This window comes from Pseudomonas idahonensis (genome assembly GCF_037903935.1).
Lineage (GTDB): Bacteria > Pseudomonadota > Gammaproteobacteria > Pseudomonadales > Pseudomonadaceae > Aquipseudomonas > Aquipseudomonas danubii.
The window spans coordinates 4,413,909-4,427,222 of sequence record NZ_CP149586.1 but is presented as its reverse complement, the minus strand read 5'-3'; the positions used below and the strand labels follow the sequence as shown (position 1 = coordinate 4,427,222).

Here is a 13,314-nt window from a genome sequence, read left to right as displayed (position 1 = left end):
CCGGGCCTGCATTGGCCGCTCGATCAAGGCGCGAGGCCTGGAATCAGTGGAACTGCTCTTCTTCGGTGGAACCGGTCAGAGCGGTTACCGAGGACGAACCACCCTGGATCACGGTAGTCATGTCGTCGAAGTAGCCGGTGCCCACTTCCTGCTGGTGAGCCACGAAGGTGTAGCCTTTGGCGGCGTCAGCGAATTCCTGCTCTTGCAGCTTCACGTAGGCGGTCATGTCGTTGCGGGCGTAGTCGTGCGCCAGGTTGAACATGCTGTGCCACATGTTGTGGATGCCGGCCAGGGTGATGAACTGGTGCTTGTAACCCATGGCGGACAGTTCGCGCTGGAACTTGGCGATAGTCGCGTCGTCCAGGTTTTTCTTCCAGTTGAAGGAAGGCGAGCAGTTGTACGACAGGATTTGGTCCGGGTATTCCTTCTTGATTGCTTCGGCGAAGCGACGAGCTTCGTCCAGGTCCGGCTTGGCGGTTTCGCACCAGATCAGGTCGGCGTACGGAGCGTAAGCCAGGCCGCGGGCGATCGCTTGATCCAGGCCAGCTTTCACTTTGTAGAAGCCTTCCTGGGTGCGGGTGCCGGTCACGAACGGCTGGTCGTACGGGTCGCAGTCCGAAGTCAGCAGGTCAGCAGCGTTGGCGTCGGTACGGGCCAGGATGATGGTCGGTACACCGGCAACGTCGGCCGCCAGGCGGGCAGCGGTCAGCTTCTGTACGGCTTCCTGGGTTGGAACCAGCACCTTGCCGCCCATGTGGCCGCACTTCTTCACGGAAGCCAGCTGGTCTTCGAAGTGAACGCCGGCGGCGCCCGCTTCGATCATGCTCTTCATCAGCTCGTAGGCGTTCAGTACGCCGCCGAAACCGGCTTCAGCGTCGGCCACAATAGGTGCGAAGTAGTCGATGTAGCCGTCGTCGCCCGGATTCTTGCCGGCTTTCCACTGGATCTGGTCGGCACGACGGAACGAGTTGTTGATGCGCTTGACCACGGTCGGAACCGAATCCACCGGGTACAGCGACTGGTCGGGGTACATGGATTCGGCGGAGTTGTTGTCCGCAGCCACTTGCCAGCCCGACAGGTAGATAGCCTGGATACCGGCTTTAACCTGTTGTACAGCCTGGCCGCCGGTCAGGGCGCCCATGCAGTTGACGAAATCTTTATCAGGACGGAAGGACGGCTTGGCACCTTGGGTGACCAGGTTCCAGAGCTTCTCGGCGCCCATGCGTGCCAGGGTGTGCTCGGGTTGAACCGAGCCACGCAGACGGACCACGTCGGCAGCGGAGTAGGTGCGAGTCACGCCTTTCCAGCGCGGGTTTTCAGCCCAGTCTTTTTCAAGGGCTGCAATTTGCTGTTCGCGTGTCAGTGCCATGGAGATAAACCTCGTCGCGTCTTGTGTAAAAAGTCGTTCTTGGTTGGAGAATTCCGGCTCCGCCGATCACGCGTCGTAACGTTGCGTGGAAGGCTGCTCGCTGACCAGGAAGCTTAGGCGGTCCAGTCGGGTCTGGCGGGGATGGCGACGGGTGAACGATGGGCTCGAGGGGAGAGTGAGCAGGTGAAGGCGAGCTGCGGTGCGCATGCGGGCGTCGTGGGCCTTGGTGCGTTCCATCAGTGTGTTGCCGATCGACCTAAATACGCTTCCGTCCCTCGGGACAACTTCGTTCCAGTCGCAATCTCGTCAAACACACCTTGTGGGCAGTACAGACACGAATCGGCTCAGGTGGGTAGGTTAGAGCTGCGATCCGAAGGCCCTTGCCAGGGCCCCTGATTAGCGGGAGCGAGGCCATCATGCCCGCGGTTTTTTGGCTCGTCAAATGTTTTGTAGTGCTTTTTTTGTGGCACTACATCTTTGGTCTAATACGACTAATCAGTCAGTTTTTGGTGCTTTAGTCCAAGGCGTCGACCTTGACGCGCAAGGTCATGTCATCCCGTCCTTGAGTCGAGTAGCTGCGGCCCAGGGCCTGCTTGTCGGCCTGGGTCTGGCGATTGACCCCGGCCAGGGTGATCCACTCGCCGAGGCGCCCACTGACAGTTGTGTCGGTACTTTGCACGTTCACTACATCAGGTCGTTCCTGGCTCATGCGGTCGCGGTTGGTGCTGATACTCAGGTGCACGGTCTCGCCGGTGACGCTGGCTGTCACGTAGAAGCCCTGGGTGACGTTGCGGTATTGAGTCTGGTTTTGCAGGCGACCGTAAGGATCGGTCTGGGTGGTGGTCAGCGGCACGCTCTGGCCAACCTGGATCAGCGCCGGCACGCCTTCGCTGGCCTGGACCTGTTGGATGCCGCCATCGCGGCTCTCGGTGCTGCGATTGATGATGCGCGTTTGCGGTGCACCATTGACCGAATAACCCTGGTTGTCCTGGAAGTTGTTCTCGTTGGTGTCGACGGTGATCAGCAGACGCTTGGCCGCGGTATCCAGTTGCGCAATGAAGGCCCGCAGCTCGGCGATCTTGCCCGGCTCGGCGTTGACGATCAGTTGGTTGCCATAGGCGCTGACCTTGCCGTCCTTGCCCAGAAAATTCTGCGCCACCGGCAGCAGGTCAGCGCTGGTGCGGTTGTTGAGGGGCACGATCTCGGTGGCGGCCATGACCGAGCAGCTGAAGGTCAGCAGCAGCGTCGTGAGCAAGGTGCGTAGGGACATATCCGTTATCTCCGCGAGTAGCTGGCGTAAAGCCTTGAGTTTGACACTTTGTCGGCTTTGGGTGGGGCAAGTTGAATCCTAGACGGCAAAACGCCCCGGCATCCTGGTCTTGCGCCTGGTGGGCGCAAGGGGATGGCGGGGCGTTCGCTCTGGCCATTGCCGCTGGGGCTTGTCGGTCAGGCGCCGCGAACCATGTCGACGTGGGGGATTCCCGCTTCGAGGAATTCCTCGCTGACAATCGAGAAGCCCAAGCGCTCGTAGAACGGCGTGGCCTGGACCTGGGCGCTGAGCATCTGTTGCTTCAGCCCGCGCTTCTCGGCTTCGTCGATCACTGCACGCATCAGCGCATCGCCGACCTTGAGGCCGCGCCAGTCCTTGAGTACCGAGACCCGGCCGACATGGCCGTCCGGCAGCAGGCGCGCGGTACCGATAGGGAAATCACCCTCGCAGGCCAGAAAGTGCACCGCGCTGTCGTCGTCGGCATCCCACTCCAGCTCGGGCGGAACCGATTGCTCGGCAATGAACACTGCTTCACGAATGCGCCGGATCTCGGCGTTATCCTTTTGCCAGTCTGCGACACGTACGTGAATCTTATTCATCGGCAAACCCCAGGCTCCCTTGCTTGACCAGTTCACACAGCAGGCCGCGCCCATCTTCATCCGCCAGCCAAGGGCCGAGGTTGTCGATATGCAGGGCGTCGGCGGCGCAAATCATTTTCAGCAGCTCGCGCAGTTTACCGGGAAGCAGGCGACTTTGGCCGCTGGCGAACAGCAACAGGTCTTCATCGACCTCCGACCAGGCCAGGCGCGCGCTTGGATTGCGGATCAGGATAGCGCCCTGTTCCAGGCTGCCCAGCAGGTCGTCCTCTTCCAGTTCCGGGCCGACCACCAGTTCCGGGTAGCGTGGCTCGGTCATGAACTGGCCGAACCAGGTCAGCAGCAGGCGTTCGTCGCTCATGTGCTCGGCCAGCAGGCCTTTGAGGCGATCGAGGGCATCCTGCTGGATCTGGTGCGGGTCGCTGGCCGGCTGCACGTCGGCGTCGGTGTAGCGCTCTTCGTCCGGCAGGAACTGGCCGAGGAAGTCGGTGAAGTGAGTCAGCACTTCAGCGGCGCTCGGGGCGCGGAAGCCCACCGAGTAGGTCATGCAGTCGTTCAGCGCGACACCGTAGTGGGCCAGGCGTGGGGGCAGGTAGAGCATATCGCCCGGCTCCAGGACCCAGCTTTCGGTCTCTTCGAATTCGGCGAGGATGCGCAGGTCCGCGTGCTGCAGCAGCGGGCTCTCGGAGTCGCACATCTGGCCGATCTTCCAGTTGCGCTTGCCGTGGCCTTGCAGCAGGAACACGTCGTAGTTGTCAAAGTGCGGGCCGACGTTACCGCCCGGTGCGGCGAAGCTGATCATCACGTCATCGATGCGCCAGCTCGGCAGGAAGCGGAAGTGCTCCAGCAGCTCGGCGACTTCCGGGACGAACTGGTCCACGGCCTGGACCAGCAGGGTCCAGTCGCGCTCCGGCAGCTTGCTGAACTCGTCTTCGGCGAACGGGCCGCGACGCAGCTCCCAGGGGCGTTCGCCTTTCTCGATCACCAGGCGCGATTCGACTTCTTCTTCCAGGGCCAGGCCGGCCAGTTCGTCAGGTTCGATCGGGCTTTCGAAGTCAGGCAGGGCCTGACGGATCAGCAGGGGCTTCTTCTGCCAGTAGTCACGCAGAAATTCCCGTGCAGTGATGCCGCCCAGAAGTTGAAGAGGAATATCAGGATTCATGTGTAACCTATTGAAAAAATGTACTTTTCTAGCAGGAATAAAAACGCCCGGCGCGGCCGGGCGTCAAAAGGTCGAGCAGTCGGTCAGATGCGCTTGGCCTGGGCCGCGGCATTACCGATGTAGCTGGCTGGGGTGAGCTGCTTGAGCTCGGCCTTGGCCGCGGCGGGCATGTCCAGCCCGTCGATGAAAGTCTGCAGCGCTTCTGGGCTGATGCCCTTGCCGCGGGTCAGTTCCTTGAGCTTTTCGTACGGATTTTCGATGTTGTAGCGACGCATCACGGTCTGAATCGGCTCAGCCAGGACTTCCCAGCAAGCGTCCAGGTCTTCGGCGATCTTCTGGGCGTTGAGCTCCAGTTTGCTGATGCCTTTGAGGCTGGCTTCGTAGGCGATCACGCTGTGAGCGAAGCCCACGCCCAGGTTGCGCAAGACGGTGGAGTCGGTCAGGTCGCGCTGCCAGCGGGAGATCGGCAGCTTGCTCGCCAGGTGCTGGAACAGGGCGTTGGCGATGCCCAGGTTGCCTTCGGAGTTTTCGAAGTCGATCGGGTTGACCTTGTGCGGCATGGTCGAGGAACCGATTTCGCCGGCAATGGTGCGCTGCTTGAAGTAGCCCAGGGAGATGTAGCCCCAGATATCGCGATCGAAGTCGATCAGGATGGTGTTGAAGCGGGCGATGGCGTCGAACAGCTCGGCGATGTAGTCGTGCGGCTCGATCTGCGTGGTGTAGGGGTTGAAGGCCAGGCCCAGTTCGTCTTCGATGAAGGCGCGGGCGTTGGCTTCCCAGTCGATGTCCGGGTAGGCCGACAGGTGGGCGTTGTAGTTGCCCACGGCGCCGTTGATCTTGCCCAGCAGCGGCACTGCGGCGACCTGAGCGATCTGACGCTCCAGGCGGTACACCACGTTGGCCAGCTCTTTGCCCAGGGTGGTCGGCGAGGCCGGCTGACCGTGGGTGCGCGACAGCATCGGCACTTCGGCGAAACGGATCGCCAGTTCGCGGATGGCGTTGGCGGTCTGGCGCATCAGCGGCAGCATCACTTCATCACGGCCTTCGCGCAGCATCAGGGCGTGGGACAGGTTGTTGATGTCCTCGCTGGTGCAGGCGAAGTGGATGAATTCACTGACGTTGGCCAGCTCAGGCAGCTTGGCGGCTTGTTCCTTGAGCAGGTACTCGATGGCCTTGACGTCGTGGTTGGTGGTGCGTTCGATCTCTTTGACACGCTCGGCGTGCTCCAGGGAGAAGTTCTCCGCCAGGGCATTGAGGACGGCGTTGGCTTCGGCGGAGAACGCCGGCACTTCGCTGATGGCGCTGTGGGCGGCCAGGCGCTGGAGCCAGCGCACTTCAACGAGGACGCGAGCACGGATCAGGCCGTATTCGCTGAAAATGGGGCGCAGGGCCTGGGTTTTGCCGGCGTAGCGGCCGTCAACAGGGGAAACCGCAGTGAGCGAAGAGAGCTGCATGGGGTGTTCTCGGACAGTCGGGCAACGAAATGGGGCGCGTATCATACATGAAAATATCCGCAGGTCCGTTGCCAACTGACCAGCGTCTTACGCGCAGCTCTTGAAAAATCAGGCGCAGCTCAGCTGCTGCGCATCAATGGATAAAGCTCTTTGAGCAATTTGCGCCGGCTGATCACCAGTTGCCAGCGATGGCCGCCCAACTGGCGCCACAGGCGTGCGGAACGAATGCCGGCCAGCAGCAGGGCGCGAATTTTCGAGGCATTGCTCGGTTGCTGCAGGTTGCGCATGTCGCCATGTACCTGAATGCGCTGGCGCAGGGTGCTCAGGGTGTCCTGGTACAGCCCGCCGCACGCGGCAATGACGTTTTCGTGGGCCGGGCCGAAGTGTTCGACCTGGGACTGGATCTGCGGCAGGCGCTTGCCGATGGTTTCCAGCAGGTCTTCGCGCTTGGCCAGCTGACGTTCCAGGCCAAGCATCGACAAGGCGTAGCGCAGCGGCTCGCGTTGCAGCGTGCTGGGGTCGCGCTCCAGGGCGCCGATCAGGGCGCGGTAGCCCTCGCGCAGGTTGATGTCGTCGCCGCCATAGACTTCCAGGGCGTCCTTCGGATCACGGATCAGCAGGCTGCCGAGCATGCAGCTCAAGGCCGCTTCGCTGACTTGACCTGTCTTGGCAATACGATCCACCAGCACTGCTGCGAGGAATACGCCGCCCAGTGCCGTCAGTTGCTCCTGAATCGGGCTCATGGACGGACGTCCTTGCTGCTCCAGGGTTCGGCCACTTCGATGACGCCGCCACCGAGGCAGATTTCACCGTCGTAGAACACCACCGACTGGCCGGGAGTTACGGCGCGTTGCGGGTCGTCGAAGGTGGCGCGGTAGCCGTTGGCGGTCTTTTCCAGGGTGCAGGGCTGGTCGCTCTGGCGGTAGCGCACCTTGGCGGTCAGGCGCCGTGGCTGGCTCAGGTCGATAGGGTTGACCCAATAGATGTCGGAGGCCAGCAGGGCGCGGGAGAACAGCCAGGGGTGATCGTTGCCCTGGCCAACGATCAACTCGTTGTGCTCCAGGTCCTTGATCAGCACGTACCACGGCTCTTCGCCGGCGTCTTTCAGGCCGCCGATGCCCAGGCCCTGGCGTTGGCCGATGGTGTGGTACATCAGGCCGTGGTGGCGGCCGATGACTTCACCTTCGGTGGTCTTGATCTCGCCGGGCTGGGCCGGCAGGTATTGCTTGAGGAAGTCGCTGAAGCGCCGCTCACCGATAAAGCAGATGCCGGTGGAGTCTTTCTTCTTTGCAGTAGCCAGGTCGTGTTTCTCGGCGATGGCGCGTACTTCGGGTTTTTCCAGCTCGCCCACCGGGAACAGGGTCTTGGCGATCTGCTCGCCGCCAACGGCATGCAGGAAATAGCTCTGGTCCTTGTTCGGGTCCAGGCCCTTGAGCAGTTCGGTGCGGCCGTCGATGTCGCGGCGGCGCACATAGTGGCCGGTGGCGATCAGGTCGGCGCCGAGCATCATGGCGTAGTCGAGGAACGCCTTGAACTTGATTTCGCGGTTGCAGAGGATGTCCGGGTTCGGCGTGCGACCGGCCTTGTACTCGGCCAGAAAGTGCTCGAACACGTTGTCCCAGTACTCGGCGGCGAAGTTGGCGGTGTGCAGCTTGATGCCAAGCTTGTCGCACACGGCCTGGGCATCCGCCAGGTCGTCCATGGCGGTGCAGTACTCGGTTCCGTCGTCTTCCTCCCAGTTCTTCATGAACAGGCCTTCCACCTGGTATCCCTGCTCCATCAGCAGGAGGGCGGAAACGGAAGAATCCACGCCGCCGGACATGCCGACAATGACGCGCTTCTTTTGGGTGTCAGAAGGGGCTGGATCACGCATAGGAATTCAATGGGTGTCTTGAAAAAGGACGCGATTCTAACAGGCTGAGGCCTGCAAGGCTAAAACTGCGGTTAAAGCATTGGTCGGATCAGCGCCAGGCTGTGCAGTTGGCCGTCCAGGTAGTCGTCCAGGCACTGCAGGATCAGCTCACTGCGCCAGTTGGCCCGTTGCTCCAGCAGTTGCTCGCGGCTCAGCCAGCGTGGGCCGATGATGCCGTCGTCCAGTTGATAGTCCGGATGATGGCGCAGCGGCTTGGCGGCAAAGCACACGCGCTGGTAGGTCACGCCGTTGCTGGGGGCGGTGTACAGGTAGATGCCGACCACGCCGGTCAACTCCACGTCCCAGCCGGTTTCCTCCAGGGTTTCGCGGATGGCCGCCTGGAGCAGGCTTTCATTGGCATCCAGGTGCCCGGCAGGCTGATTGAGCACGGCCTGTTCGCCCGAGTACTCCTCGACGAATAGGAAGCGGCCCTGGTCCTCGACGATGGTGGCGACAGTGATATGCGGTTGCCATTCCATAAAGGCACTCCTTTATAAAGGGTGAGCATTGTAGGAGCCGGCTTGCCGGCGAAGCGAGCGCTGTCTGTTTCGTCGGCAGGCCGGCTCCTGCGGACTCCAGAAGCACAAACCCCGGCGCGGGGCCGGGGTTCGTGTGTTCGCTCGTGCTTACACCAGCGCAGCGATGGCCGCGTTGAGGGTGGCGCTCGGGCGCATGGCCTGGCTCACCAGCTCAGGGTTGGCGCTGTAGTAGCCACCGATGTCCACAGGCTTGCCCTGTACGGCGTTGAGCTCGGCGACGATGGTCGCTTCGTTCTCGGTCAGGGTTTTGGCCAGGGTGCTGAACTGTGCTTGCAGGGCAGCGTCCTCGGTCTGGGCGGCCAGGGCTTGTGCCCAGTACAGCGCCAGGTAGAAGTGGCTGCCGCGGTTGTCGATGTTGCCGACTTTGCGCGATGGCGACTTGTTGTTGTCGAGGAACTGACCGGTAGCCTGGTCCAGGGTCTTGGCCAGTACCAGGGCTTTCGGGTTGTTGTAGGTGTTGCCCAGGTGCTCCAGGGAAGCGGCCAGGGCCAGGAACTCACCCAGGGAATCCCAGCGCAGGAAGTTCTCTTCCAGCAGCTGTTGCACGTGCTTCGGGGCCGAACCGCCGGCGCCGGTTTCGAACAGGCCGCCACCGTTCATCAGTGGCACGATCGACAGCATCTTGGCGCTGGTGCCCAGTTCCATGATCGGGAACAGGTCGGTCAGGTAGTCGCGCAGTACGTTGCCGGTCACCGAGATGGTGTCCTTGCCGTCGCGGGTGCGGGCCAGGGTGAACTTCATGGCTTCAACCGGGGACATGATGCGGATGTCCAGGTCGCTGGTGTCGTGATCTTTCAGGTAGGCCTGAACTTTTTCGATCATCACGCCGTCGTGGGCGCGCATCGGGTCCAGCCAGAAGATCGCTGGGGTGCTGCTGGCGCGAGCACGGTTGACGGCCAGCTTGACCCAGTCCTGGATCGGCGCGTCTTTGGTCTGGCACATGCGGAAGATGTCGCCGGCTTCGACTTTCTGCTCCAGCAGCAGCTTGCCTTGGCTGTCGGTCACGCGAACCACGCCATCAGCCTTGATTTCGAAGGTCTTGTCGTGGGAACCGTACTCTTCGGCTTTTTTCGCCATCAGGCCAACGTTCGGCACGCTGCCCATGGTGGTCGGATCGAACGCGCCGTTGGCTTTGCAGTCTTCGATCACGGCCTGGTAGATGGTGGCGTAGCAACGGTCTGGGATCACCGCCTTGGTGTCGTGCAGCTGGCCGTCGGTGCCCCACATCTTGCCGGAGTCACGGATCATGGCCGGCATCGAGGCGTCGACGATCACGTCGCTCGGCACGTGCAGGTTGGTGATGCCTTTGTCAGAGTTGACCATCGCCAGGGCAGGGCGGGCTGCGTAGACCGCCTGGATGTCGGCTTCGATCGCAGCTTGCTGCTCGGCCGGCAGGGCCTTGATGCGGGCGTACAGGTCGCCGATGCCGTTGTTCAGGTTGAAGCCGATTTCCTGCAGCACAGCGGCGTGCTTGCTCAGGGCGTCCTGATAGAACTCGGCAACGATCTGGCCGAACATGATCGGGTCGGAGACTTTCATCATGGTGGCTTTGAGGTGCACCGACAGCAGTACGCCTTGCTTCTTGGCGTCTTCGATTTCAGCGGCGATGAAGGCGCGCAGGGCCTTTTTGCTCATCACGGCGCAGTCGAGGATTTCACCGGCTTGCACGGTGGTTTTTTCTTTCAGGACGGTGGCTGTGCCGTCTTGGGCGATCAGTTCGATCTTGACGCTGTCTGCGGCTTCGATCAGGGCGGCTTTTTCGCTGCCGTAGAAGTCGCCGTTGCTCATGTGGGCAACGTGGGACTTGGAGTCCTTGGCCCAGGCGCCCATCTTGTGCGGGTGCTTGCGCGCGTAGTTCTTCACCGACAGCGGAGCGCGGCGGTCGGAGTTGCCTTCACGCAGAACCGGGTTCACGGCGCTGCCCTTGACCTTGTCGTAACGCGCCTTGGCGTCTTTGTCGGCGTCGCAGGTCACGGTTTCCGGGTAGTCCGGCAGGGCGTAGCCCTGGGCCTGCAGTTCCTTGATCGCGGCCTGCAGCTGCGGTACCGAGGCGCTGATGTTCGGCAGCTTGATGATGTTGGCTTCCGGGGTGACCGCCAGTTCGCCCAGTTCGGCGAGGTGGTCCGGTACCGCTTTGGCACCCAACTGCTCAGGGAAGCTGGCGAGGATGCGGCCGGCCAGGGAGATGTCGCGGGTTTCCACGGCGATATCAGCCGAAGCGGTGAAGGCTTCTACGATAGGCAGCAGGGAATAGGTGGCGAGGGCCGGGGCTTCGTCGGTGAAGGTGTAGATGATCTTCGAGCGGGTGGGCATATTCGGATTAACTCTCTTCTTTGCTAAAGCGTGCGCAGAAACTCGAGGTGCGCCGGGTAAGCGCTTTCGTTCAAAGGTCATCCATGAGCCGAATGTCGAGGTTTCTTCGCGGTGATGTTGGGTGCATCAGTCGAGCGTCAAGCGGGTGGGCTGCGGTAACAACCCGGCTTTGGGCGGCCATTCTCGGCTTGTTTTTTTCGGTAGCAGAGCGTTCGGCCGTCGTGACTCTGTGGTCAGCGGCGGCATTATACATAGGTAGCTAGCAAAACGCCGATGCTTCATAGGAGCCCGTTCTCGTCCATTGGTCTAAAGGTCGCAGGCGGGGGGTAGGCGTAGAGTCGCTCGAGGTGCTCGATTTTGGCACTTTTCCCTTTGCTTTCAGGCTTGTAGGCCGCGAACTGTGCAGCTTTCACGGCATATGGGTGGAACATGAGGTTCCCGTCCAGATTCAACTGGGTTACGCTCGAACGCAGCCAGATGTTCAATCCACACAACGGAGTTCAGCATGGGATACAAGAAGATTCAGGTTCCAGCAGTCGGCGACAAAATCACCGTCAACGCAGACCATTCTCTCAATGTTCCTAACAACCCGATTATTCCTTTCATCGAAGGCGACGGTATTGGTGTTGATATCAGCCCGGTCATGATCAAGGTTGTCGATGCTGCGGTTAAGAAGGCTTACGGCGGCGAACGCAAGATTTCCTGGATGGAAGTGTATGCCGGGGAAAAAGCGACTCAAGTGTACGACCAGGATACCTGGCTGCCTCAGGAAACCCTGGACGCGGTAAAGGACTACGTGGTTTCCATCAAGGGCCCGCTGACCACTCCGGTCGGTGGTGGCATCCGTTCCCTGAACGTGGCCCTGCGTCAACAGTTGGACCTGTATGTGTGCCTGCGCCCGGTGCGCTGGTTCGAAGGCGTGCCTAGCCCGGTGAAAAAGCCTGGCGATGTGGACATGACCATCTTCCGTGAAAACTCCGAAGACATTTACGCCGGTATCGAGTGGAAGGCCGGTACGGCAGAAGCCACCAAGGTCATCAAGTTCCTTAAAGAAGAAATGGGCGTCACCAAGATCCGTTTCGACGAAAACTGCGGCATCGGCGTCAAGCCGGTTTCCCTGCAGGGCACCAAGCGTCTGGCGCGCAAGGCGCTGCAGTATGTAGTGGATAACGACCGCGACTCGCTGACCATCGTCCACAAAGGCAACATCATGAAGTTCACCGAAGGTGCCTTCAAAGAGTGGGCCTATGAAGTGGCGGCTGAAGAGTTCGGCGCAACCCTGCTGGACGGCGGTCCTTGGATGCAGTTCAAGAACCCGAAAACCGGCAAGAACGTCATCGTCAAGGATGCTATCGCTGACGCCATGCTCCAGCAGATCCTGCTGCGCCCGGCCGAATACGATGTGATCGCCACCCTCAACCTCAACGGTGACTACCTGTCCGACGCCCTGGCGGCGGAAGTGGGTGGTATCGGTATCGCGCCGGGTGCCAACCTTTCTGACACCGTGGCCATGTTCGAAGCGACCCACGGTACCGCGCCCAAGTATGCCGGCAAGGACCAGGTCAATCCGGGTTCGCTGATTCTCTCCGCGGAGATGATGCTGCGCCACATGGGCTGGACCGAAGCGGCCGACCTGATCATCAAGGGCACCAACGGCGCCATCTCGGCCAAGACGGTGACTTATGACTTCGAGCGTCTGATGGAGGGCGCGACCCTGCTGTCTTCGTCGGCATTCGGTGATGCACTGATCTCGCACATGTAAGCGAATTTGGGCTGAAAGCAAACCGGCCGACTCAATCCCTTGAGTCGGCCGGTTTTTTTATGACTGGATGTTGGATGAATCAGCTCAGGGCGCTTTCGGTCTGGACCTCGGCGATGACGATTTCGCCGGGTACCTTCAAGGCGCTGATTTTGATTGCATGCAGCCCCTTGGGGCCTTGGATGATCTCGAAGCTCACTGCCTGCCCGGCTTTCAAGGTCTTGTAGCCATCCATATCGATGGCCGAGTAATGGGCAAACAGATCGTCAGTCTTGCCCTCCTCATTAATAAAGCCATAGCCCTTGGCATTGTTGAACCACTTGACCTTACCGCTAGCCATACTCATATCCCTCTGCAACAGACTCCATCACTGGAGTATCATCCAGTTCATCCGCCGCCAAACTTGGTAAAAAGGTTGACGCCGCGGACGTTTATTACCCAATGTGGGCCCTATTGGTTGTAACACCGTTTTGCCGATAGTCAAGGTGACCCGGCGGTCGGAGTTGAATTCCGTCCAGGGCGCCCCCACCACTGTATTTGCACAACTGACGAACCTTTCTTTCCATGCATGCAATCAGCCAGATTCGACTAACATTCAATCAGGATCGCCCGGACTTGCACGACGACGATTCCGCTGGCTTGGCTGTACAGGAAGCTAAGCCTGCGTTACAGGCGCCGCCGATGTACAAGGTGGTTTTGTTCAACGATGACTACACCCCGATGGATTTCGTCGTCGAAGTGCTCGAGATGTTTTTTAACCTGAATCGCGAGCTGGCGACCAAGGTCATGCTGGCCGTCCATACCGAAGGGCGGGCAGTGTGTGGATTGTTTACCCGCGACATCGCCGAGACCAAGGCCATGCAGGTCAACCAGTACGCCCGGGAAAGCCAGCATCCGCTACTCTGTGAAATCGAGAAGGACGGTTAACGCCGACCACTTG

Annotated in this window: 12 protein-coding genes; 2 read left to right on the top strand and 10 right to left on the bottom strand. The window is 60.7% G+C overall.

Going from position 1 to position 13,314, the window contains the following annotated elements; genetic code table 11:
* Window positions 1-43: 43 nt before the first annotated feature.
* The 9 genes from aceA to WIN67_RS19915 all read right to left on the bottom strand — a co-directional run bounded on the left by aceA (window position 44) and on the right by WIN67_RS19915 (window position 10,615).
* Window positions 44-1,369, bottom strand: a complete 1,326-nt coding sequence (aceA, locus tag WIN67_RS19955; protein WP_011062184.1) for an isocitrate lyase — start codon at window positions 1,367-1,369, stop codon at window positions 44-46.
* A gap of 514 nt (window positions 1,370-1,883) precedes the next feature.
* Window positions 1,884-2,639, bottom strand: a complete 756-nt coding sequence (locus WIN67_RS19950) for a secretin N-terminal domain-containing protein (protein WP_102864720.1) — start codon at window positions 2,637-2,639, stop codon at window positions 1,884-1,886.
* Window positions 2,640-2,815: 176 nt separating this feature from the next.
* Window positions 2,816-3,238: a GNAT family N-acetyltransferase gene (locus tag WIN67_RS19945; protein ID WP_102864721.1), complete on the bottom strand. Its 423-nt coding sequence runs from the start codon at window positions 3,236-3,238 to the stop codon at window positions 2,816-2,818.
* Window positions 3,231-4,397 (bottom strand): cupin domain-containing protein, encoded by a 1,167-nt coding sequence (locus tag WIN67_RS19940; protein ID WP_102864722.1) that lies wholly within the window; start codon window positions 4,395-4,397, stop codon window positions 3,231-3,233. The genes WIN67_RS19945 and WIN67_RS19940 overlap by 8 nt, the downstream gene beginning before the upstream one ends.
* A gap of 83 nt (window positions 4,398-4,480) precedes the next feature.
* Window positions 4,481-5,851: an adenylosuccinate lyase gene (gene purB / locus WIN67_RS19935; protein WP_019092906.1), complete on the bottom strand. Its 1,371-nt coding sequence runs from the start codon at window positions 5,849-5,851 to the stop codon at window positions 4,481-4,483.
* A gap of 119 nt (window positions 5,852-5,970) precedes the next feature.
* Window positions 5,971-6,594, bottom strand: a complete 624-nt coding sequence (gene hflD, locus WIN67_RS19930; protein WP_339069931.1) for a high frequency lysogenization protein HflD — start codon at window positions 6,592-6,594, stop codon at window positions 5,971-5,973.
* A complete protein-coding gene (gene mnmA / locus WIN67_RS19925) occupies window positions 6,591-7,724 on the bottom strand; it encodes a tRNA 2-thiouridine(34) synthase MnmA (protein ID WP_102864724.1) in 1,134 nt (377 codons plus the stop codon). Before mnmA ends, hflD begins: the two co-directional genes overlap by 4 nt.
* Before the next feature lie 71 nt (window positions 7,725-7,795).
* Window positions 7,796-8,242, bottom strand: a complete 447-nt coding sequence (locus WIN67_RS19920; RefSeq protein ID WP_102881785.1) for an NUDIX hydrolase — start codon at window positions 8,240-8,242, stop codon at window positions 7,796-7,798.
* Window positions 8,243-8,389: 147 nt separating this feature from the next.
* Window positions 8,390-10,615, bottom strand: a complete 2,226-nt coding sequence (locus WIN67_RS19915; protein ID WP_339069930.1) for an NADP-dependent isocitrate dehydrogenase — start codon at window positions 10,613-10,615, stop codon at window positions 8,390-8,392.
* Window positions 10,616-11,120: 505 nt separating this feature from the next.
* Here WIN67_RS19915 and icd point away from each other — a divergent pair.
* Window positions 11,121-12,377 (top strand): NADP-dependent isocitrate dehydrogenase, encoded by a 1,257-nt coding sequence (icd, locus tag WIN67_RS19910; RefSeq protein ID WP_102864727.1) that lies wholly within the window; start codon window positions 11,121-11,123, stop codon window positions 12,375-12,377.
* Between the two features lie 79 nt (window positions 12,378-12,456).
* Here icd and cspD read toward each other — a convergent pair whose 3' ends face one another.
* Window positions 12,457-12,714 carry a cold shock domain-containing protein CspD gene (gene cspD, locus WIN67_RS19905; RefSeq protein ID WP_339069929.1) on the bottom strand — a complete coding sequence of 86 codons (258 nt, stop codon included), beginning with the start codon at window positions 12,712-12,714 and terminating at the stop codon, window positions 12,457-12,459.
* Between the two features lie 224 nt (window positions 12,715-12,938).
* On the opposite strand from cspD, the gene clpS reads away from it, so the two are divergent.
* Entirely contained in the window at window positions 12,939-13,301 is a 363-nt protein-coding gene (clpS, locus tag WIN67_RS19900; protein WP_011062173.1) for an ATP-dependent Clp protease adapter ClpS, read from the top strand.
* Window positions 13,302-13,314: the final 13 nt, after the last annotated feature.

Bases quoted from the DNA above. Each gene is read 5' to 3' on its own strand.
- hflD (WP_339069931.1), bottom strand. From the start codon at position 6,594: ATGAGCCCGATTCAGGAGCAACTGACGGCACTGGGCGGCGTATTCCTC.
- mnmA (WP_102864724.1), bottom strand. From the start codon at position 7,724: ATGCGTGATCCAGCCCCTTCTGACACCCAAAAGAAGCGCGTCATTGTC.
- purB (WP_019092906.1), bottom strand. From the start codon at position 5,851: ATGCAGCTCTCTTCGCTCACTGCGGTTTCCCCTGTTGACGGCCGCTAC.
- WIN67_RS19950 (WP_102864720.1), bottom strand. From the start codon at position 2,639: ATGTCCCTACGCACCTTGCTCACGACGCTGCTGCTGACCTTCAGCTGC.
- WIN67_RS19940 (WP_102864722.1), bottom strand. From the start codon at position 4,397: ATGAATCCTGATATTCCTCTTCAACTTCTGGGCGGCATCACTGCACGG.
- WIN67_RS19920 (WP_102881785.1), bottom strand. From the start codon at position 8,242: ATGGAATGGCAACCGCATATCACTGTCGCCACCATCGTCGAGGACCAG.
- clpS (WP_011062173.1), top strand. From the start codon at position 12,939: ATGCATGCAATCAGCCAGATTCGACTAACATTCAATCAGGATCGCCCG.
- WIN67_RS19945 (WP_102864721.1), bottom strand. From the start codon at position 3,238: ATGAATAAGATTCACGTACGTGTCGCAGACTGGCAAAAGGATAACGCC.
- cspD (WP_339069929.1), bottom strand. From the start codon at position 12,714: ATGGCTAGCGGTAAGGTCAAGTGGTTCAACAATGCCAAGGGCTATGGC.
- icd (WP_102864727.1), top strand. From the start codon at position 11,121: ATGGGATACAAGAAGATTCAGGTTCCAGCAGTCGGCGACAAAATCACC.
- WIN67_RS19915 (WP_339069930.1), bottom strand. From the start codon at position 10,615: ATGCCCACCCGCTCGAAGATCATCTACACCTTCACCGACGAAGCCCCG.
- aceA (WP_011062184.1), bottom strand. From the start codon at position 1,369: ATGGCACTGACACGCGAACAGCAAATTGCAGCCCTTGAAAAAGACTGG.